The organism is Streptomyces sp. SAS_270, from assembly GCF_052543295.1.
Genome location: NZ_JBMNDS010000008.1, coordinates 71,368 through 92,117, shown reverse-complemented (window position 1 = coordinate 92,117; position 20,750 = coordinate 71,368). Strand labels below are relative to the sequence as shown.

Here is a 20,750-nt window from a genome sequence, read left to right as displayed (position 1 = left end):
CCGCCCGCAGGTGGCTCACTCGCTGGCATGCCTGCCTCCTCCGTAGCGGATATCGCCACGGTAGGAAGCCAGCGAGCAGCCCGCGAACGGAGAGCAGCCACTCAGGCGACAGCCACCGAGTACGGCTCTCTCCCGGGCCGTCAGACCCTCAGACCCACTCCACCTCGGAATCGACAGTCGTCGAGCCTCCAGGAGGCGGCAGCGGCGTTCTCGGCGTCTTCTGCACGATCCCCTGGCGTCTGGCCTGAGCGCCGAGCGCCCTGAGGACGGCAGCCGCCTCTTCCTCGCTGCCGTCTCCCAGGGCCTCTGCAAGGCGCCCCAACGCCTCACTCACGTCAGTGCGTGTGCCCGCTGGTCGCAGCGTCCTTCTTGACCGTCAGCGGCAGGAGCTTCTTCCCGCTGTCACTTACTTGTGGCCAAGTATCCATTGCCGGACACACCCCACAATCGAAGCACGGCGTCCAGCGGCAGTCCTCGACCTCGGTCTCGTCGAGGGAGTCCTGCCAGTCCTCCCAGAGCCAGTCCTTGTCGAGGCCGGAGTCCAGGTGGTCCCAGGGCAGGACCTCCTCGTACGTGCGTTCGCGCGTCGTGTACCAGTCGACGTCGACGCCCATCGCGGGCAGCGTCTTCTCGGCGCAGGCCATCCACCTGTCGTACGAGAAGTGCTCGCGCCAGCCGTCGAAGCGGCCGCCGTCCTCGTAGACGGCGCGGATGACGGCGCCGATGCGGCGGTCACCGCGGGAGAGGAGGCCCTCGACGATGCCGGGCTTGCCGTCGTGGTAGCGGAAGCCGATGGAGCGGCCGTACTTCTTGTCGCCGCGGATCTTGTCGCGGAGCTTGGTGAGACGGGCGTCCGTCTCCTCCGCCGACAGCTGCGGCGCCCACTGGAACGGCGTGTGGGGCTTGGGGACGAAGCCGCCGATCGAGACCGTGCAGCGGATGTCGTTCTGGCCGGAGACCTTGCGGCCCTCGGCGATGACGTTCATCGCCATGTCGGCGATCTGGAGGACGTCCTCGTCGGTCTCGGTGGGCAGGCCGCACATGAAGTACAGCTTCACCTGGCGCCAGCCGTTGCCGTACGCCGTGGAGACCGTACGGATCAGGTCCTCTTCCGAGACCATCTTGTTGATGACCTTGCGCATGCGCTCGGAGCCGCCCTCGGGGGCGAAGGTCAGGCCCGAGCGGCGGCCGTTGCGGGTCAGCTCGTTGGCCAGGTCCACGTTGAAGGCGTCCACGCGGGTGGAGGGGAGGGAGAGGCCGATCTTGTCCTCCGTGTAGCGGTCCGCCAGACCCTTGGCGATCTCGCCGATCTCCGAGTGGTCCGCGGAGGAGAGGGACAGCAGGCCCACCTCCTCGAAGCCCGTCGCCTTCAGGCCCTTCTCCACCATGTCGCCGATGCCCGTGATCGAGCGCTCGCGCACCGGGCGGGTGATCATGCCCGCCTGGCAGAACCGGCAGCCGCGCGTGCAGCCGCGGAAGATCTCCACCGACATGCGCTCATGGACCGTCTCGGCCAGGGGGACCAGCGGCTGCTTGGGGTAGGGCCACTCGTCCAGGTCCATGACGGTGTGCTTGGACACGCGCCACGGGACACCCGACCTGTTGGGGACCACGCGGGCGATACGGCCGTCGGCGAGGTACTCGACGTCGTAGAACGCCGGGATGTAGATCGAGCCCGTCTTCGCGAGGCGGAAGAGGACCTCCTCGCGGCCACCGGGGCGGCCCTCCGCCTTCCAGGCGCGGATGATCTCGGTCATGTCGAGCACGGCCTGCTCGCCGTCACCGATGATCGCCGCGTCGATGAAGTCGGCGACCGGCTCGGGGTTGAAGGCGGCGTGGCCGCCGGCCAGCACGATCGGGTCGTCGAGCGTGCGGTCCTTGGACTCCAGCGGGATTCCGGCCAGGTCGAGGGCCGTCAGCATGTTCGTGTAGCCCAGCTCCGTGGAGAAGGACAGGCCGAACACGTCGAACGCCTTGACCGGGCGGTGCGAGTCCACCGTGAACTGCGGGACCCGGTGCTCGCGCATCAGCTCCTCCAGGTCCGGCCAGACGCTGTAGGTGCGCTCGGCGAGCACGCCCTCGCGCTCGTTCAGGACTTCGTAGAGGATCATGACGCCCTGGTTGGGCAGTCCGACCTCGTACGCGTCGGGGTACATGAGCGCCCAGCGGACGTCGCAGGACTCCCAGGGCTTGACCGTGGAGTTGAGCTCGCCGCCGACGTACTGGATCGGCTTCTGCACATGCGGGAGCAGAGCTTCGAGCTGCGGGAACACCGATACAGCGGCTTTGGCAGGCATCTCGCGACTTTCGTGAGCGATCGGAAGCGATCTGAACGGACAGGGGTGACCATCTAGCCTAACGCGGTCACGGTGGCCCCTCGTACGAACAGACCGCCCTTCCCGTACGGCCGGACCACCATCGTCCGTACGGCCGGACCGCCAATCGTCCGTACGGTCAGACCCCCATCGCCTGCTCGATCGTCTCCCACTCCTTCGGCAGCGCCGCCTCCACAAGCTCCGCCCGCCGCTCCTCGCGCCCGTACAGCACCCCGTAGGTGAAGGCGCTCTCCCCCGCCGCGTGCGCGACCGCGGACAGCTCGCGCAGGGTCTGCCGGGCCATGACGCTGTCCTGGTGCTCCCCGAGCAGGTTCTGCAGGGCCTTCATGGACTTGACCAGCTCCTTGGCCGGCTTGCCCAGGGCAGGATGGGCCGCCTCCGCCGCGTAGCGGGTGCGCTTGGTCTTCTTGCGGGCCTCGTGGATGGCGATGTCCCGGTCGGTGCCGGGTTCCAGGTCCAGCGCCTGCTCGATGAGCGCGGTGACCTTCCCGAAGTCCTTCCGTACGGCCTTGGTGAGCACCTTGCCGGGCTGCTTCCCGGCCGCCTTCGACAGGGGAGGGTCGGCGAGCAGCGCGTCCACGGCGTCGAGCAGGGCCAGATAGCGGTGGGAGTCCAGAACGCCGATCAGCCTGGCGCTCGCCCCGCCCGGTTTGTCGCCCGCCCAGCGGCTCAGCCGCTCGGCGATCGGTCCGGAGACCAGCGTGTGCGGCACCTCGTCGAGTGCCGTGCGCAGGCGTTCGTTCAGCACCTCGCGGTCCCGGTCCACGCCCAGCTCACCGGCCAGCCACTTCAGTTCGTCGCCGATCGGGTCGGTGACGGCCCGGTCGAGGACCTTGCCGTACGACTTGAAGGTGCTGCGCATCCGGCGGGTGGCGACCCGCATGCTGTGCACGGAGTCCTCGGCGTCCTGGCGTACTGCGGGGTCCGTCTCGACGATCGCGTCCCGCTGGGCGCGGACGTACGCGAGCACGTGGTCGGCGGCGGTCACGGGGTCCTCCAGGGGCCCGGGGTCGGGCCTCTTCGGGGCGGTCTCGGCCAGGGCCCGCGCGAGCTTCGACGCCGACTTCGAGGGCCGTACACCCGCCTTGCGCAGCCGCTTCTCCACCTTGTCGAGGAAGGCCGGGTCGCCGCCGTCGGCGAGCTCCACCTCGATCTCGGTCCACTGGGCGCTGCCGTCCCCTCCCAAGAGCCGCTCCGCCTGTACGGCGTCCTCGCTGATCTCGGCGAGGAGGCGGCCCTCCGTGTCGAGGAGTTCACGCACGTCCCGCGCCGAGCTCAGCCGGACCACGGGCAGCAGCTCGGCGTTCCGGACCCGGGAGCGCAGCAGCCCCGCGAACTCGTCGGGGAGGGTGTCGGAGAGCGGGGCCTGGATCTCGTCGCGCACGCCCTGGGCGACGGGGAACTTCAGGTGCCAGCCCGCGTCCGAGCCACCGGTGCGGCGGCGCAGGGTGATCGAGGACGCGGCGAGGCGTTCGTCCGCGGTGTCGTAGTAGGTGGCGTCGAGTTCCATGACGCCCTTGTCCAGGACGGTCTCGACGCCGGCGACACCGGTCAGGTCGGGCAGCCCGCTCTCGTCGGATTCGTACTTGCGCTCGATTTCGCGCTTCGTCTCCGCCATGACATGAATCTAGTGGTTGCGGGGCCCTGTGGGCAGGGCCCCGCAGCCCGCGCCGCGACATCGTCCGGCCGCGCCGCGCCGCGCGGCCGCGCCGTCCACCACCGGTTACGCCGACATCGGCCGCTGCACCCTGATCGACTGGAGCAGTCCGACGGCCACCCATACGGCGAACATCGAGGATCCGCCGTAGGAGACGAAGGGCAGTGGCAGACCGGCGACCGGCATGATGCCCAGCGTCATGCCGATGTTCTCGAAGGCCTGGAAGGCGAACCAGGCGATGATGCCGGCGGCGACGATCGTGCCGTACAGCTCGGTGGTCTCGCGGGCGATGCGGCAGGCGCGCCACAGGATGATGCCGAGCAGGAGAAGGATCAGTCCGGCGCCGACGAAGCCGAGTTCCTCGCCCGCGACCGTGAAGACGAAGTCCGTCTGCTGTTCGGGGACGAACTGGCCGGTGGTCTGCGAGCCGTGGCCGAGGCCGGTGCCGAAGAGACCGCCGGAGCCGATCGCGATGCGGGCCTGGTTGGTGTTGTAGCCGACGCCGGCCGGGTCGAGGTCGGGGTTGGCGAAGGCGGCGAAGCGGTTGATCTGGTAGTCGTCGAGGAGGTGCAGCTGCCAGATCGAGACGGCGCCGAGCGCGCCCGCGCCGAGCAGGCCGAAGACCCAGCGGTTGGAGGCGCCGGAGGCGAGCAGCACGCCGAGCACGACGACGACGGCGACCATGATGGTGCCGAGGTCGGGCATGAGCAGCACGACCAGCATCGGGACGGCCGCGAGGCCGAGTGCCTGGAGCACGGTGCGGTGGTCGGGGTACTGCCTGTCGCCTGCGTCCACCCGGGCGGCGAGCAGCATCGCCATGCCGAGGATGATCGTGATCTTGGCGAACTCGGCGGGCTGGAGCGACAGTCCGCCGAGGGCGAGCCAGTTGCGCTGGCCGTTGATCGTCGCGCCCAGCGGGGTGAGCACCAGCAGCATCAGGAAGACGGAGGCGCCGTAGAGGATCGGTACGGCCGTGCGCAGGGTGCGGTGGCCGAGCCAGATCGTGCCGACCATCAGGCCGAGGCCGATGCCGGCGTTCATGAGGTGCCGGATCAGGAAGAAGTACGGGTCGCCCTGGTTGATCTCGGTGCGGTTGCGGGTCGCGGAGTAGACGAGCGCCGAGCCCATCAGGGAGAGCGCGACGGCCGCGAGCAGCATCGGCCAGTCGAGTCGGCGGGTCACCGAGTCGCGGGCGAAGAGCCGGGTCCAGCCGGCGCGTTCGGGTCCGTAGCCGGAGACGGAGAAGTTGTTCGCGCCGGTCATGGGGTGAGCCTCCGCCGCTTCTTCGGACGGGCAGTACGCCTTCGGGTGTCGCGGTTGGGGGTGGTCGGTGACGGGGTGGTCGCCGGCGTCTGCTGGTCGCCCGCGGCGTCCTCGCTCTTCTGGCCGGCCACGAGGTCCTTGGCCGGGTCCTTGGAGACCTTCGGGGAGTCGATCGAGCCGTCGGTCTGGATCTTCGGCAGGCTCTTCTGCGGGGTGGGCAGCAGGCCCTTCTTGCTGTCGACCGAGCCGTCGGCCTGGACGCCGTACAGGGCGCTGTAGATGTTGCGCACGGCCTCACCGGAGGCGCCGGAACCCGTACCGGCCTGGGCGATCGTCATGACGATCGTGTAGTCCTTGCTGTACGTGGCGAACCAGGACGTCGTCTGCTTGCCGTAGACCTCGGCGGTACCGGTCTTGGCGTGCAGCTCGATCTTGTCCTGCGGCCAGCCGCCGAACTTCCAGGCCGCGGTACCGCTGGTGATGACGCCGGCGAGGGCCTTGTCCATGCCCTTGACGGTGGCCTGACTGATCGGCAGCTTGCCCTTGGCCTTGGGCTTGATCTCCTGGACGGTCCTGCCGTCGGCGCTGACGATCGCCTTGCCGATGGTCGGCGTGTGGACCGTGCCGCCGTTGGCGATCGCCCCGTAGATCATGGCCTCCTGGATCGGGGTGACGAGGGTGTCGCCCTGGCCGATGGAGTAGTTGATCGAGTCGCCCTCGCGCATCTTGTTGCCTTCGAGGCAGTTCTCGTACGCGATCTTCTCTACGTAGGTGCCGTTCTTCTTGCCGGTCCTGCACCAGCCGTCCTTGTTGGCCTTCCAGTAGCTCTGCTTCCACTGGCGGTCGGGGACGCGGCCGGTGACCTCGTTGGGGAGGTCGACGCCGGTCTCCTTGCCGAGGCCGAACTGGTGGGCGGTCTTGTAGAAGTAGTCCTTGGGCTCACCCTTCTTCGGGTTGATGCCGCCGTCCTTCTTCCACTCGCGGTCGGCGAGGCCGTAGAAGACGGTGTCGCAGGAGACCTCCAGGGCGCGGCCCAGGGAGATGGGGCCGAAGCTCTCGCCCTCGAAGTTCTTGAAGACCTGGCCGCCTACCGAATACGAGCTGGTGCAGGGGTAGCCGCCGTCCCACTCGTAGCCGGCCTCGACCGCGGCGGCCGTGGAGACCACCTTGAACGTCGAACCGGGCGCGGACTGACCCTGTATGGCCCTGTTGAGCAGCGGGTAGTCGGAGTCCTTGCCGGTGAGCTGCCGGTAGTCCTTGGCGGAGATGCCGCCGACCCAGGCGTTCGGGTCGTATGTCGGCGCGGACGCCATGGCGACGATCCGGCCGGTCTTGGCCTCCATGACCACGGCCGCGCCGGAGTCGGCCTTGTAGTTCTCGCCGGTGATCTTGTCGAACTGTTCGCGGGCCTTCTTCATCGCCTGGTTCAGCTCGTACTCGGTAATGCGCTGGACGCGGGAGTCGATGCTGGTGACGAGGTTGGAGCCGGGCTCGGCGGCGTCGGACTTGGCCTTGCCGATGACGCGGCCGAGGTTGTCGACCTCGTAGCGGGTGACGCCGGCCTTGCCGCGCAGCTCCTTGTCGTACTGGCGTTCCAGTCCGCTGCGGCCGACCTGGTCGGAGCGCAGGTAGGGCGAGTCGGTGTCCTTGGCCTTGGTGATCTCCTCGTCCGTGACGGGCGAGAGATAGCCGAGCACCTGCGCGGTGTTGGCCTTGCCGGGGGCGGCGTAGCGGCGTACGGCTTCGGGTTCGGCGGTGATGCCGGGGAAGTCCTCGGAGCGCTCGCGGATCTGCAGGGCCTGCTTGGCGGTGGCCTCGTCGGTGATCGGGATGGGCTGGTAGGGCGAGCCGTTCCAGCAGGGCTGCGGCGTCTTGGCGTCGCACAGCCGGACCTTCTGGATGACGTCGGCGGGCTTCATGGCGAGGACGCCGGCGAGCTTGGTGAGGACCGCCTTGCCGTCGTCGGCCATCTTCAGCAGGTCGGTGCGCGAGGCGGAGACGACGAGGCGGGTCTCGTTGTCGGCGATGGGCACGCCGCGGGCGTCGAGGATCGAGCCGCGGACGGCGGGCTGCACGACCTGCTGGACGTGGTTGCCGGATGCTTCCTTGGCGTACTCGTCGCCGTTGCGGATCTGGAGGTACCAGAGGCGGCCGCCGAGGGTGCCGAGGAGGGAAAGGACAAGAATCTGGATGACGACGAGCCTGATCTGAACCCGTGGGGTCCGTCCGGTCTCCGGGATATTCGTCACTGCTGCTGCCTCCCCCTCTCAGTGTGTGTACGAGGCATACGAGTACACGGCCAACCTGTGTGCGCAGGGGCCCGGCTGACGTGTCCTCACAGCCGCTTGACCCCCTTGATGCGTCCGGCGCGGGCCATTCGGGCCTTCGCCGCCTTCACGCGCAGGCCGCTTCTCTGGTTGCCGATGCGCAGGCCTGTGCCGGACGAGAGCCAGCCCGCGGAGACGTCCGTCTTCGCGGACGAACTGGTCTCGGCGAGGGGGTCGTTCTCGGCCCGCCGGGCGAGCGCCATGATCCCCGGGACCACGAAGGGCGCGAGCAGCAGGTCGTACAGCGCGGCGGTGAACAGCAGGCTGCCGAGGCCGACATGGCGGGCGGCGGTGTCGCCGACGAGGGCGCCGACTCCCGCGTACAGCAGGGTCGATCCGATGGCGGCGCCGACGACCACGGCCATGGGTCCGGTGGCGGACTTGATCTGGCCGTTCTCGGGTTTGATCAGCCCGGCGAGGTAGCCGATGACGCAGAGCACCAGGGCGTAGCGGCCCGCGGCGTGGTCGGCGGGCGGTGCGAGGTCGGCGAGCAGGCCCGCGGCGAAGCCGATCAGTGCGCCGCCGACGTGGCCGTAGACCATGGCGAGGGCGAGCACGGTCAGCAGCAGCAGGTCGGGGACGGCGCCCGGCAGGTGCAGCCGGGCGAAGACGCTCACCTGGATGACCAGGGCGACGACCACCAGGGTGGCGGACAGGAGCATCCGGTTGAAACGCATGGGATTCGGCTCCTACTGCTCTTGCTGCTGGCCGTCGATGGGTGCGTTCGCCGAGGGGGTGACCGTCACGGTCACGGTCGGCGTGGGGGTCGGTCTGGGCTTGGGTGGCAGCACCTCGTCGCGCGGGTCCCGCTTGGGCGCCGCGACGACGACGCCGACGATGTCGAGCTTGGTGAAGGAGACGTACGGCTTCACGTAGACCGTGCGGGTCAGGCCGCCGCCGGAGGGGTCGACGCGGGAGACCACGCCGACGGGGACGCCGGGCACGAACGGTTTGTCGGCCTGCGAGCCGAAGGTGACCAGCCGGTCGCCCTTCTCGATCTTGGCCTTGCCGTTGAGCAGTTCGACGCGCAGCGGGCGGTCGCCCTGGCCGGAGGCGAAGCCGAGTTCGTCGGTGGACTCCATGCGCGTGCCGACGGTGAAGTCGGGGTCGTTGGCGAGGAGCACGGTGGCGGTGCTCGGGCCGACGGTGGTGACGCGGCCGACCAGGCCGTCGCCGTTCAGGACGGTCATGTCGCGCTTGACGCCGTCGTTCGCGCCGACGTCGATGGTGACGGTCCAGGAGAAGCCCTGGGCCGCTCCTATGGCGATGACCTCGGCGCCCTTGATGCCGTACTGGCCCTCGCCCGCGACTTTGATCATCTTGTTGAGCTGCTTCAGGCGGCTGCGGTTGCGGTCGTCGCTGCCGAGCTTCGCCTTCAACGCCGCGTTGTCACGCTCCAGTTCGGCGATCCGGTCGTGCCGGCCGCCGGAGTCGCGGACGGCCGCGATCGCGTTGCCGACGGGGTCGACCGCGCCGGACACCCCGTTCTCGATCGGGCCGAAGACGGTCGCGGCGGCCTGTCGGGCACCGTCGACCGGTGAGTCCTCGCCACCTCTGATGTCCACCGTGATCAGTGCGAACGCGATGGCGATCAGCAGCACCAGGAGCAGCCGGCTCTCTCGTGTGTCCCTCACGTGCGGCGGCCGTGCCTTCCTCGTCGGAATTCGTGTGCCCCGGGCGAAGCGAAGCCCTTTGGTTGGCCTTGATCGCCGCTGGGGCCCTTTGGGGGAGCTTATGCCTCGGGATCAACGATCCGCCGCACGAGAAGGGATCATCTCGTACGGCGGAATCGAAGCGTTACGTCATCTGCGCGGCTGGGCGTCCAGTACCTGCTGGAGCGCCTCGAACTCCTCGACGCACTTGCCGGAGCCGAGCGCCACGCTGTCCAGCGGGTCCTCGGCGATGTGGATCGGCATGCCGGTCTCGCGGCGCAGCCGCTCGTCGAGGCCGCGCAGCAGGGCTCCGCCGCCGGTCAGAACGATTCCGCGGTCCATGACGTCGCCGGACAGCTCCGGCGGGCACTTGTCGAGGGTGGTCTTGACGGCGTCGACGATCGCGTTGACCGGTTCCTCAATGGCCTTGCGGACTTCGGCCGCGGAGATCACGACGGTCTTGGGCAGGCCGGACACCAGGTCCCGGCCGCGGATTTCGGTGTGTTCGTCATTGTCGAGGTCGTACGCCGAACCGATCGTGATCTTGATCTGTTCGGCCGTCCGCTCACCGAGAAGGAGGGAGTACTCCTTCTTGATGTGCTGGATGATCGCGTTGTCCAGCTCGTCGCCCGCGACGCGGATCGACTGAGCGGTGACAATACCGCCGAGCGAGATGACCGCGACCTCAGTGGTGCCGCCGCCGATGTCCACCACCATGTTGCCCGTGGCCTCGTGGACCGGCAGGCCGGAGCCGATGGCCGCGGCCATGGGCTCCTCGATGATGTGCACCTGCCGCGCGCCGGCCTGGGACGAGGCCTCGATGACGGCGCGGCGCTCGACACCTGTGATGCCCGAGGGCACACAGACGACGACACGCGGACGGGCGAGGTAGCGCCGCTTGTGGATCTTCAGGATGAAGTAGCGGAGCATGCGCTCGGTGATCTCGAAGTCGGCGATGACGCCGTCCTTCAGCGGACGCACGGCAACGATGTTGCCCGGCGTCCGCCCGATCATCTTCTTCGCCTCCGAGCCGACCGCGAGGATGCCACCGGTGTTGGTGTTGATCGCGACGACGGAAGGCTCGTTGAGTACGATCCCGCGACCCCTGACGTACACCAGCGTGTTGGCGGTCCCGAGGTCGACAGCCATGTCACGGCCGATGAACGACATTGAGTTCCCCATCAGGATTCGTCTGGCCTTCCCAAGTGGTGCTTTTGATGGCGTATTGGGACGGCGAAGTGGGTGCGGTGACGTGAAGGCTTCCATCGTAGACGCGCCTTCACGAACACTGCGCGAGGGTCTTCGCCATTGTCAGCAGATGATGCGCCGTCTCGCTTCTGGAGACGGGCGTTCGGGGGTAGGCGTTCCCCCGATCGGCACGCATATGCCAGGGGACGGCCGATTTTCCTCGGCCGTCCCCTGGTCAGACACGCGAGTGACGTGACGATCCCTCAGGAGTTCATCCGACGCGGACTCAGGCGCGGCCGGGGAAGAAGATCTTCAGCTCGCGCTCGGCGGACTCCTCGGAGTCCGAGGCGTGGATCAGGTTCTCGCGGACGATCACGCCGTAGTCGCCGCGGATGGAGCCGGGCGCGGCGGCGATCGGGTCGGTCGGACCGGCGAGCGCGCGCACACCCTCGATGACCCGATCGCCCTCCACGACAAGAGCCACGATCGGACCGGACGCCATGAACTCCACCAGCGGCTCGTAGAAGGGCTTGCCCTTGTGCTCGCCGTAGTGCTGCTCCAGCGTCTCCTGGTCCAGGGTGCGCAGCTCCAGCGCGGTGATCTGCCAGCCGGCCTTGCGCTCGATCCGGCCGATGATCTCGCCGGTCAGGCCGCGACGGACGGCGTCGGGCTTGAGCAGGACGAGGGTGCGCTGGGTCACGAGGTGGCTCCTTCAAATCACAGATGTGCGGAGCTCAGAGGCTACAGGGCGCGCCTGAGGGGCCCTGCGCGGAGTCAGGACTCCGGGTCACGGCCCCGAGCGCGCCCTCACGCCGGGCTCGCGGTGCCTTCGCTCCCGGCCTGCGGCTGCGTGTCGGCCTGGGTCTCCGCCATCGCCGCGAACCTGGCCTTGGCCTCGTCGATCTTGCGGCCGTAGTGCACCGACGCCCACCACAGGGCGGCGAAGATCGCGCCCATGAAGAACATGCTGGGCAGGAGGAACCCGGAGGCGATCAGCGCGATCTGCAGCGCCCAGCCGAGCTGGACGCCGCCGGGGCGGGTGATCACACCGCACAGCAGGATGCTCAGCGCCATCGCGATGCCGCTGACCGTCCAGACCGCGGTCATGGACAGGTCGGGGTCCTTCATGGCGACCAGTCCGGCGAAGCCGATGACGAAGAACTCGCCGATCAGGGTCGAAGCACAGAGCGTACGCACGACGGTCAGCCCCTTCCCAGGAGCAGCCGGGCCTCGCCGACGGTGATGACCGAGCCGGTCACAAGGACCCCGCCGCCGGCGAACTCGCCCTCTTCCTCGGCGAGGGTGATCGCGGCCTCCAGGGCGTCGTCGAGACGCGGTTCGACCTGGACCCGGTCGTCGCCGAAGATCTCGACGGCGATCCCCGCCAGCTCGTCCACGTCCATCGCGCGGTGGCTGGAGTTCTGTGTGATCACGACCTCGGCGAAGATCGGCTCGAACGCTTCGAGCAGGCCCCGTACGTTCTTGTCGCCGCTCGCCCCGACCACGCCGATGAGCCGGCTGAAGTCGAAGGCCTCACCGACGGCCTCGGCGGTGGCGCGGGCGCCCGCCGGGTTGTGCGCGGCGTCCAGCACGACGGTCGGCGAGCGTCGGACGACCTCCAGACGGCCCGGCGAGGAGACCTCGGCGAACGCCTTGCGGACGGTCTCGATGTCGAGCCGGTCGGCGCGCGCGGCACCGACCCCGAAGAACGCCTCCACGGCGGCGAGCGCCACGGCCGCGTTGTGCGCCTGGTAGGCGCCGTGCAGCGGGAGATACACCTCTTCGTACTCCCCGCCGAGGCCGCGCAGGGTCATCAACTGCCCGCCGACGGCGACGTTCCGGGCCACGACCCCGAACTCCAGCCCTTCCCGGGCCACGGTGGCGTCGACCTCGACGGCCTTCTTCAGCAGTACCTGGGCCGCGTCGACCGGCTGCTGGGCCAGGATCACGGTCGCGTCCTGCTTGATGATGCCGGACTTCTCCGTGGCGATCTCACCGTGCGTCTCGCCGAGCCGGTCGGTGTGGTCGAGGTCGATCGGCGTCACGACGGCGACATCGGCTTCGATGACGTTGGTGGCGTCCCAGCTGCCGCCCATCCCCACCTCGACGACGGCCACGTCGACGGGCGCGTCCGCGAAGGCCGCGTACGCCATGCCCGTGAGCACCTCGAAGAAGGAGAGCCGGTACTCCTGCTGGGTGTCGACCATCTCGACGTACGGCTTGATGTCCTCGTACGTCTCGATGAACCGCTCGGCCGGGATCGGCTCCCCGTCCAGGCTGATGCGCTCGGTGATCGACTGGACGTGCGGGCTCGTGTACCGCCCGGTGCGCAGTTCGAATGCGCGCAGCAGGGCCTCGATCATGCGGGCCGTCGACGTCTTGCCGTTCGTCCCCGTGATGTGGATCGAGGGGTACGCGCGCTGCGGCTCGCCCAGCACGTCCATCAGCGCGGAGATCCGGCTGACGGAGGGCTCCAGCTTCGTCTCGCCCCAGCGCCCGGCCAGCTCGGCCTCCACCGCCCGCAGGGCCTTGTCGACCTCCGGGTCGGCGGGCCGCGCGGGCACATCACCCTGCGGCGCACCGCCCTGCGTGCGCAGGGTACGGCTGCCTGCCTCGATCACCGCGAGATCGGGGTCACGCTCGGTCTCGTTGGCGACGATCTCGTCGAAGGAATCACTGTCGTCCGGGGGGAGCTCACTCACGGGGACAGTCTACGGAGCCGCACTGACACGTGCGGCTGCGGGCGCTTCTTCCCCTCCGGCGCCTGGGGGTATTCAGCCCGTCCGGCGTTTGAGGACGAGCGCGGCAGCGCGATCGGGTACGGGACGGGAAGGGGCGGAGGGGGTGAAGAAGCCACCCCGTCCGCCCCGCAGCCGCCTACGCGGGAGGCAACTGCTCCAGCTGGCGCTGGATCCGCGCGATGTCCTCGTCCGCCTTGGCGAGCCGCCCACGGATCTTGTCCACGACCTGGTCCGGCGCCTTCGCCAGGAACGCCTCGTTGCCGAGCTTGGCGTTCGCCTGGGCCTTCTCCTTCTCGGCAGCCGCGAGGTCCTTCGCAAGCCGCTTGCGCTCCGCGGCGACGTCGATCGTCCCGGACAGGTCGAGGGCGACCTGCGCCCCCGCCACCGGCAGGGTGGCGGTGGCCGCGAAGCCCTCGCCCTCCGGCTGAAGGCGCAGCAGCTGCCGGATGGCCGCCTCGTGCGGGGCCAGCGCGGTCCCGTCGAGGGTCAGCCGGGCCGGGACGCGCTGGCCGGGCTGGAGGCCCTGGTCGGCACGGAAGCGGCGGACCTCCGTGATGACCTGCTGGAGCGCCTCGATCTCGCGCTCGGCGGCGTCGTCACGGAAGCCACTGTCCTTCGGCCAGTCCGCGATGACGACGGACTCCCCACCCGTGAGGGTGGTCCAGAGCGTCTCCGTGACGAACGGGACGACCGGGTGGAGCAGACGCAGCGTCACGTCGAGGACCTCGCCCAGGACACGGCCGGACACCTTCGCCTGCTCGCCGCCCGCCATGAACGTCGTCTTGGACAGCTCGACGTACCAGTCGAAGACCTCGTCCCACGCATAGTGGTAGAGGGCGTCGGACAGCTTGGCGAACTGGAAGTCGTCGTAGAGCGCGTCGACTTCGGCGACGGTCTTGTTGAGCCGGGACAGGATCCAGCGGTCGGTCGCCGACATCTGCGACGGCTGCGGCAGCGGGCCCTCGACCGTCGCGCCGTTCATCAGCGCGAACCGCGTGGCGTTCCAGATCTTGTTGGCGAAGTTCCGGGACGCCTGGACCCAGTCCTCGCCGATCGGCACGTCGGTACCGGGGTTGGCGCCACGGGCCAGGGTGAAGCGGACGGCGTCGGAGCCGTAGGCGTCCATCCAGTCGAGCGGGTCGACGACGTTGCCGAAGGACTTCGACATCTTCTTGCCGCGCTCGTCACGGACGAGACCGGTGAGAGCGATCGTCTTGAAGGGGACCTCGCCGTCCATCGCGTACAGGCCGAACATCATCATCCGGGCGACCCAGAAGAAGATGATGTCGTGGCCGGTGAGCAGGACGTCGGTCGAGTAGAACTTCGCGAGGTCGGGGGTCTGCTCCGGCCAGCCCAGCGTGGAGAACGGCCACAGCCCGGACGAGAACCAGGTGTCGAGGACGTCGGTGTCCTGCTTCCAGCCCTCGGCCTCGGTGCCCGGCGGCTGCTCGTCGGGGCCGACACAGACGATCTGGCCCTCCGGCCCGTACCAGACCGGGATGCGGTGGCCCCACCACAGCTGGCGCGAGATGCACCAGTCGTGCATGTTGTCGACCCAGTCGAAGTAGCGCTTCGACATGTCGGCGGGGTGGATCTTGACCCGGCCGTCACGGACGGCGTCGCCGGCCTCCTTCGCCAGCGGACCGACCTTGACCCACCACTGCAGGGACAGCCGCGGCTCGACGGTGGTCTTGCAGCGCGAGCAGTGGCCGACGGAGTGGACGTAGGGGCGCTTCTCGGCGACGATCCGGCCCTGCGAGCGCAGCGCGGCGACGATGGCGGAGCGCGCCTCGAAGCGGTCCAGGCCCTGGAAGGGGCCGTGCACCGTGATGACGGCCCGCTCGTCCATGACCGTGATCGACTCCAGGCCGTGGCGCTGGCCGATGGCGAAGTCGTTCGGGTCGTGGGCGGGGGTGACCTTGACGGCACCGGTGCCGAACTCGGGGTCGACGTGGGTGTCCGCGACGACGGGGATGGTGCGGTCGGTCAGCGGCAGCTTGATGCGCTTGCCGACGAGGTGCTTGTAGCGCTCGTCGTCGGGGTGAACGGCGACGGCGGTGTCGCCGAGCATGGTCTCGGCGCGGGTGGTCGCGACGACGAGCGTCTCGTCGCCCTCGCCGTACTTGATCGAGACCAGCTCGCCGTCGTCGTCCTGGTACTCGACCTCGATGTCCGAGATGGCCGTCAGACAGCGGGGGCACCAGTTGATGATGCGCTCGGCGCGGTAGATCAGCTCGTCGTCGTACAGCTTCTTGAAGATGGTCTGGACGGCCTTGGACAGCCCCTCGTCCATGGTGAACCGCTCGCGGTCCCAGTCGACTCCGTCGCCGAGCCGGCGCATCTGTCCGAGGATCTTGCCGCCGTACTCCTCCTTCCACTGCCAGACGCGCTCGACGAACTCCTCGCGCCCGAGGTCGTGCCGCGACTTGCCCTCCTCGGCAAGCTGCTGCTCGACCTTGTTCTGCGTGGCGATCCCGGCGTGGTCCATACCCGGCAGCCACAACGCCTCGTACCCCTGCATGCGCTTACGGCGCGTCAGGGCGTCCATGAGGGTGTGCTGGAAGGCGTGGCCGAGGTGCAGGGAGCCTGTGACGTTCGGCGGCGGGATGACGATGGTGTACGGAGGCTTCTCGCTCTTCGCGTCGGCGGCGAAGTAACCCCGTTCTACCCAGCGCTCGTACAGCTTCCCTTCCACCTCGGCCGGCGCGTACTGGGTCGGCAGTTCGGGAGTGGATGCTGGCGGCTGCTGCTGAGCGTTGTCGGTCACCGGGCCAGTTTAGAGGTGTCACGACCCCGTCCCGAAACGGGATTCTTCCGTAACGGTGCGCCCCCCGATGCATCGCGCGCCCCGCCCTTGCGCCAGGATGTCCGCACCACATAAGTATCTGGAGGGGAACCCAGTAATGAGCTACAACCAGCCGGGCCCGTACGGCGGGCAGCCCCAGCAGCCCGGACCGTACGGACAGCCGGGTCCCTACGGCCAGCAGCCGCAGGCCCCCCAGCCCGGCCAGCCTGGCTACGGCTACCCGCAGCAGGCTCCCCAGCCCGGCTACGGCTATCCCCAGCAGGCCCCCCAGGGCGTCCCCCCGCAGACTCCCCCCTACGGCCAGCCGCAGCAGCCCGGCCCCTACGGCCAGCAGCCCTACGGCACCCCGCCCCCGCCCCCCGAGGGCGGCAAGAAGAAGACGGGCCTGATCATCGGCGCGGTGGCGGTCGTGGCCGCGATCGCCGTCGGCGCGTACTTCGTCATCGGCGGGGGCGGCAAAAGCGGCTCCGGCTCGGTCGCGGACGACGGCCCGCACAAGCTCACCGCTCCGGCGACGGTACTCACCGAGTACAAGAAGGGTGAGGGCAGCGGCGACTCCATGACGGAGAAGGACACGAAGGACGCCGCGAAGTGGGGCGTGAAGAACCCCAAGGACATCAGCGCGCAGTACCAGGCGGGTGACTCCTCCAACCCGCTGACGCAGAAGATCATTCAGTACGGCGGCGTATACGGTGAGATCGCGGATCCCGAGAAGACCGTCGACGCCATGCTGGCCTACATGAAGAAGTCGTCGGGCGAGGACGACTCGGACATGAAGGTCACGCTGCAAGGCGATCCGAAGTCGTACGACAAGGCGGACGGCGCCGTACTCAAGTGCCAGGAAACCAAGATGGAGCCCACGAACAGCTCCTCTCAGGGGCCGAAGGTCATGAACGTGACCTACTGCATCTGGGGTGACCACAGCACGCTGGCGATGGTCCTGCCCATGAACATCGGTGACGTGGCGGCGGAGAAGAAGTCCGACCCCGCCGAGGCGGCCGACATCACCGCCAAGTTCCGTGAGGCAGTGCGCGTCAAGCTCTGACACACAGCTCACCAGGGAAGGGGGCCCGGCGGGACTCGCCGGGCGCCCTTCGGTCCTGCAAGCGATCATGTCAGGCCCGTATGCACGCCGCCCGTGCGTCGTCCGACTTGACGTCTATCTGCAGCAGCTGGGTGAGGCAGTAGGGGTTCCACGTCTTGCCGAGCGGGACAGTAATCGCACCGTGGCTGCATGCCGCCTTCACCTTGGGCCCGACCAAATACCCATGGTTGCCCAGGTAGTTCACGCAGGTGCTCTGATTGGCTTGTGCTGATGTGGCCGCCACCACCGGTGTGACGGCCGCCGCAGCAACCACGGACAGCGCTGTGAGCGCGCGCCTCATGCGCATGTTCTCTTCCCTCCCGTTTCACGTGCCGCAAGGTGGTCCGCCTTGCGGTGATCAAGAGGATCACGCGAAATGGGCAGTACGCCAGTCAGCGATGCGAACGTGGCCTGTTATTGGCGCTGAACGACGAGGGGGCGCCCAGCGGACTTCCGCTGGGCGCCCCCTCGTCGTCAGGAGCTGCTTACGCCGTCTTCTGCTCCCCCGGCCCCCGCCCCCGCGCATCCCGCGGGATCAGGGTCGGGTTCACGTTCGAGTGGACAACGTCTGCCGTGATGACGACGCGGGCCACGTCCTTGCGGGACGGGACCTCGTACATCACGGACATGAGGACTTCCTCCATGATGGCGCGCAGGCCGCGGGCGCCGGTCTGGCGGAGGATGGCCTGGTCGGCGATGGCTTCGAGGGCCTCGCGCTCGAAGTCCAGCTCCACACCGTCGAGTTCGAAGAGGCGCTGGTACTGCTTCACCAGCGCGTTGCGCGGCTCGACGAGGATCTGGAGAAGGGCCTCGCGGTCCAGGTTGTGGACCGAGGTGATCACGGGCAGGCGGCCGATGAACTCCGGGATCATCCCGAACTTGACCAGGTCCTCGGGCATGATGTCCTCGAACCGGTCCTTCTCCGCCAGCTCGCGCTTGGAGCGGATGGTCGCGCCGAAGCCGATGCCCTTCGCGCCCGCCCGGGACTCGATGATCTTCTCCAGGCCCGCGAAGGCGCCGCCCACGATGAACAGGACGTTCGTCGTGTCGATCTGGATGAACTCCTGGTGCGGGTGCTTGCGCCCGCCCTGCGGCGGCACGGAGGCGGTCGTGCCCTCAAGGATCTTGAGGAGTGCCTGCTGCACACCCTCGCCCGACACATCGCGGGTGATCGACGGGTTCTCGCTCTTACGAGCCACCTTGTCGATCTCGTCGATGTAGATGATCCCCGTCTCGGCCTTCTTGACGTCGTAGTCAGCGGCCTGGATGAGCTTCAGGAGGATGTTCTCGACGTCCTCGCCCACATAGCCCGCCTCCGTCAGCGCCGTCGCGTCGGCGATGGCGAACGGGACGTTGAGCATGCGGGCCAGGGTCTGGGCCAGGAGTGTCTTGCCCGAACCCGTGGGGCCGAGGAGCAGGATGTTGGACTTCGCCAACTCGATGGCGTCCTCGCGGCTTTGACCGCCGCCGTTCTCACCGGCTTGAACGCGCTTGTAGTGGTTGTACACCGCGACTGAGAGAGCCTTCTTGGCTGTCTCCTGGCCGACGACGTACCCCTCGAGGAACTCGTAGATCTCACGGGGCTTGGGAAGTTCCTCCCAGCGCACCTCGCTCGTCTCCGCGAGTTCTTCCTCGATGATCTCGTTGCAGAGATCGATGCACTCGTCGCAGATGTACACACCAGGCCCTGCGATGAGCTTCTTGACCTGCTTCTGGCTCTTGCCACAGAACGAGCACTTGAGCAGATCGCCGCCGTCACCGATGCGTGCCACGGTGTGCTTCCCCTTCGCCTGGGAGACGCCTAGGTCCAGCGGCTCCTGGTGCTGCCTTATGAACGACGGTACCTTGCCTGGCCCCTCGTTCGGGCCCCCCTTGGCGGGGTTCACTTTGTCGTGAACCGCGCCAAGGAGCGGCAGACGATACAGCGATACGTCAGACGACCGCGGAGTTGTTCATCTTCCGGGTGGAGATGATCTGGTCGATCAGGCCGTACGCGAGCGCGTCCTCGGCCGTGAGGATCTTGTCGCGCTCGATGTCCTCGCGGATCTTCTCGATCGGCGTCGTGGAGTGCTTGGCCAGCATCTCTTCGAGCTGACCGCGCATCCGGAGGATCTCGTTCGCCGCGATCTCCAGGTCGGAGACCTGACCGCGACCCGTCTCGCTGTAGGGCTGGTGGATCAGCACACGGGCGTTCGGCAGCGCCATGCGCTTGCCCGGCGTACCGGCGGCCAGCAGGATCGCGGCGGCCGAGGCGGCCTGACCCATGCAGACTGTCTGGATATCGGGCTTCACGAACTGCATCGTGTCGTAAATCGCAGTCAGAGCCGTGAAGGAGCCACCGGGGCTGTTGATGTAGACCGAGATGTCACGGTCGGGGTCCATCGACTCCAGGCACAGCAGCTGCGCCATGACGTCGTTGGCGGAGGCGTCGTCGATCTGCACGCCGAGGAAGATCACGCGCTCCTCGAAGAGCTTCGCGTACGGGTCGTACTCACGCACGCCCTGCGAGGTGCGCTCGACGAAGCGCGGGATGACGTAGCGGGACTCCGCGCGAGGGCCGGTGTACTCGGCCTGCGTGCGGGCGTGGAGGCCGCTGCCGGGGAAGTCGTTCACTGTGTCTCCTGGAAGCCTGAAAGGGGCTGAGGCGGTCGGCTGGGGGCGCGGGAGGGGCATCCACCGCCGCCCCCGCGGGAGCGGCTTACGCCGCTCCGGTGCCGCCGCCGCCCGGCATGCCTGCAGCGGTGGGCATGATGTCGTCGATGAGGCCGTACTCCTTGGCCTCGATCGGGTCGAACCAGCGGTCACGGTCCGAGTCGCGGGTGACCTGCTCCACCGTCTGGCCGGTGTGGAAGGCCGTCAGCTCCGCCATGCGCTTCTTGGTGTGCAGCAGCCGCTCGGCGTGGATCTTGATGTCCGACGCGGAACCGGCGAGGCCGGCCGAGGGCTGGTGGATCAGGATCTCGGCGTTCGGCAGCGCGAAGCGCTTGCCGGGCGTGCCGGCGCTGAGCAGGAACTGGCCCATCGAGGCCGCCATGCCCATGGCGATCGTCACCACGTCGTTCTTGATGTACTGCATGGTGTCGTAGATCGCCATGCCGGCCGTGATCGAGCCGCCGGGGCTGTTGATGTAGAGGTAGATGTCCTTGTCCGGGTCGGAGGCAAGGAGGAGCAGCTGCGCCGTGATCTTGTTGGCGATGTCGTCGTCGACCGCCTGGCCGAGGAAGATGATCCGCTCGCCGAGCAGCCGGTTGTAGACCTGGTCACCGAGGCCCCCACCGATGGGGTCGCCGGCGGCTGTGGGCATCAGATTCGTCACGTATCCACCTGCTCGTCTTACGACGGCGCCGGGCCGTCTCACGTCTTCTGCTGGGGGCGTGGGACCCCGGTACATTGCCGCCCGGGGCGGCTTCGGGGACTCCCCTGCCCTCGTCTTCATGGACCCTAACGCGCGGGTCCCTCCGGGGAATCCCGCAGAGGGAACTGTTCGCTGTGAGCGCATGCGCCGGTTCGCTGCGCTGGCTTGAGCAGGGGTGGGGGGCGCCCCGTCAGGGGCGCGGGGAACGGCGCGGGCAACCCACGAAATGCCGCACCCGCCGGTGCACGGGCCGTGGCAGACGCGTCTGCAGGCTTCTGGGGGCTGAGCGCGCAGTTCCCCGCGCCCCTGAAAGACCCGACGGGCCCGGGGGGGGGGGGGGG

General features: G+C 68.5%; 16 protein-coding genes. 1 reads left to right on the top strand and 15 read right to left on the bottom strand.

All coding sequences use genetic code 11. The annotated features are described in order from the left end of the window. Positions 1-335: 335 nt before the first annotated feature. The 11 genes from ACN6LB_RS07985 to ACN6LB_RS07935 form a co-directional block, all read right to left on the bottom strand. Positions 336-2,297: a TIGR03960 family B12-binding radical SAM protein gene (locus tag ACN6LB_RS07985; protein ID WP_445025156.1), complete on the bottom strand. Its 1,962-nt coding sequence runs from the start codon at positions 2,295-2,297 to the stop codon at positions 336-338. A gap of 157 nt (positions 2,298-2,454) precedes the next feature. After that, positions 2,455-3,954, bottom strand: a complete 1,500-nt coding sequence (locus tag ACN6LB_RS07980; protein WP_445025155.1) for a CYTH and CHAD domain-containing protein — start codon at positions 3,952-3,954, stop codon at positions 2,455-2,457. A gap of 105 nt (positions 3,955-4,059) precedes the next feature. Continuing rightward, positions 4,060-5,256 carry a rod shape-determining protein RodA gene (gene rodA / locus ACN6LB_RS07975; protein WP_356139579.1) on the bottom strand — a complete coding sequence of 399 codons (1,197 nt, stop codon included), beginning with the start codon at positions 5,254-5,256 and terminating at the stop codon, positions 4,060-4,062. After that, the gene (mrdA, locus tag ACN6LB_RS07970) at positions 5,253-7,505 is read right to left on the bottom strand and encodes a penicillin-binding protein 2 (protein ID WP_356139580.1); all 2,253 of its coding nucleotides are present in this window, start codon (positions 7,503-7,505) and stop codon (positions 5,253-5,255) included. The genes rodA and mrdA overlap by 4 nt, the downstream gene beginning before the upstream one ends. 86 nt (positions 7,506-7,591) lie before the next feature. Next, entirely contained in the window at positions 7,592-8,260 is a 669-nt protein-coding gene (gene mreD, locus ACN6LB_RS07965; RefSeq protein WP_356139581.1) for a rod shape-determining protein MreD, read from the bottom strand. 12 nt (positions 8,261-8,272) lie between these two features. After that, positions 8,273-9,217, bottom strand: coding sequence for a rod shape-determining protein MreC (mreC, locus tag ACN6LB_RS07960; protein ID WP_356139582.1), 945 nt, complete (start codon positions 9,215-9,217; stop codon positions 8,273-8,275). A 168-nt stretch (positions 9,218-9,385) separates the two neighbouring features. Next, on the bottom strand, positions 9,386-10,405 hold the full coding sequence (locus tag ACN6LB_RS07955) for a rod shape-determining protein (protein WP_355492528.1): 1,020 nt from the start codon (positions 10,403-10,405) through the stop codon (positions 9,386-9,388). Positions 10,406-10,709: 304 nt separating this feature from the next. After that, the gene (gene ndk, locus ACN6LB_RS07950) at positions 10,710-11,123 is read right to left on the bottom strand and encodes a nucleoside-diphosphate kinase (RefSeq protein WP_356139583.1); all 414 of its coding nucleotides are present in this window, start codon (positions 11,121-11,123) and stop codon (positions 10,710-10,712) included. A 107-nt stretch (positions 11,124-11,230) separates the two neighbouring features. After that, positions 11,231-11,620, bottom strand: a complete 390-nt coding sequence (locus tag ACN6LB_RS07945) for a DUF4233 domain-containing protein (RefSeq protein ID WP_356139584.1) — start codon at positions 11,618-11,620, stop codon at positions 11,231-11,233. Between the two features lie 5 nt (positions 11,621-11,625). Beyond that, positions 11,626-13,125: a bifunctional tetrahydrofolate synthase/dihydrofolate synthase gene (gene folC, locus ACN6LB_RS07940; protein WP_445025154.1), complete on the bottom strand. Its 1,500-nt coding sequence runs from the start codon at positions 13,123-13,125 to the stop codon at positions 11,626-11,628. Positions 13,126-13,300: 175 nt separating this feature from the next. Next, entirely contained in the window at positions 13,301-15,931 is a 2,631-nt protein-coding gene (locus ACN6LB_RS07935; protein WP_445025153.1) for a valine--tRNA ligase, read from the bottom strand. Positions 15,932-16,067: 136 nt separating this feature from the next. On the opposite strand from ACN6LB_RS07935, the gene ACN6LB_RS07930 reads away from it, so the two are divergent. Then, entirely contained in the window at positions 16,068-17,015 is a 948-nt protein-coding gene (locus tag ACN6LB_RS07930) for a hypothetical protein (protein ID WP_445025152.1), read from the top strand. A gap of 70 nt (positions 17,016-17,085) precedes the next feature. Here the strand turns inward: ACN6LB_RS07930 and ACN6LB_RS07925 are convergent, their stop codons facing one another. The 4 genes from ACN6LB_RS07925 to ACN6LB_RS07910 all read right to left on the bottom strand — a co-directional run bounded on the left by ACN6LB_RS07925 (position 17,086) and on the right by ACN6LB_RS07910 (position 20,358). Further along, positions 17,086-17,361, bottom strand: coding sequence for a hypothetical protein (locus ACN6LB_RS07925; RefSeq protein ID WP_445025151.1), 276 nt, complete (start codon positions 17,359-17,361; stop codon positions 17,086-17,088). Positions 17,362-17,539: 178 nt separating this feature from the next. Further along, on the bottom strand, positions 17,540-18,826 hold the full coding sequence (gene clpX / locus ACN6LB_RS07920; RefSeq protein ID WP_356149551.1) for an ATP-dependent Clp protease ATP-binding subunit ClpX: 1,287 nt from the start codon (positions 18,824-18,826) through the stop codon (positions 17,540-17,542). Positions 18,827-18,986: 160 nt separating this feature from the next. Next, complete coding sequence (locus ACN6LB_RS07915; protein ID WP_356149545.1) at positions 18,987-19,667, bottom strand: ATP-dependent Clp protease proteolytic subunit; 681 nt, start codon at positions 19,665-19,667, stop codon at positions 18,987-18,989. Between the two features lie 85 nt (positions 19,668-19,752). Continuing rightward, positions 19,753-20,358, bottom strand: a complete 606-nt coding sequence (locus ACN6LB_RS07910) for an ATP-dependent Clp protease proteolytic subunit (protein WP_149513863.1) — start codon at positions 20,356-20,358, stop codon at positions 19,753-19,755. Positions 20,359-20,750: the final 392 nt, after the last annotated feature.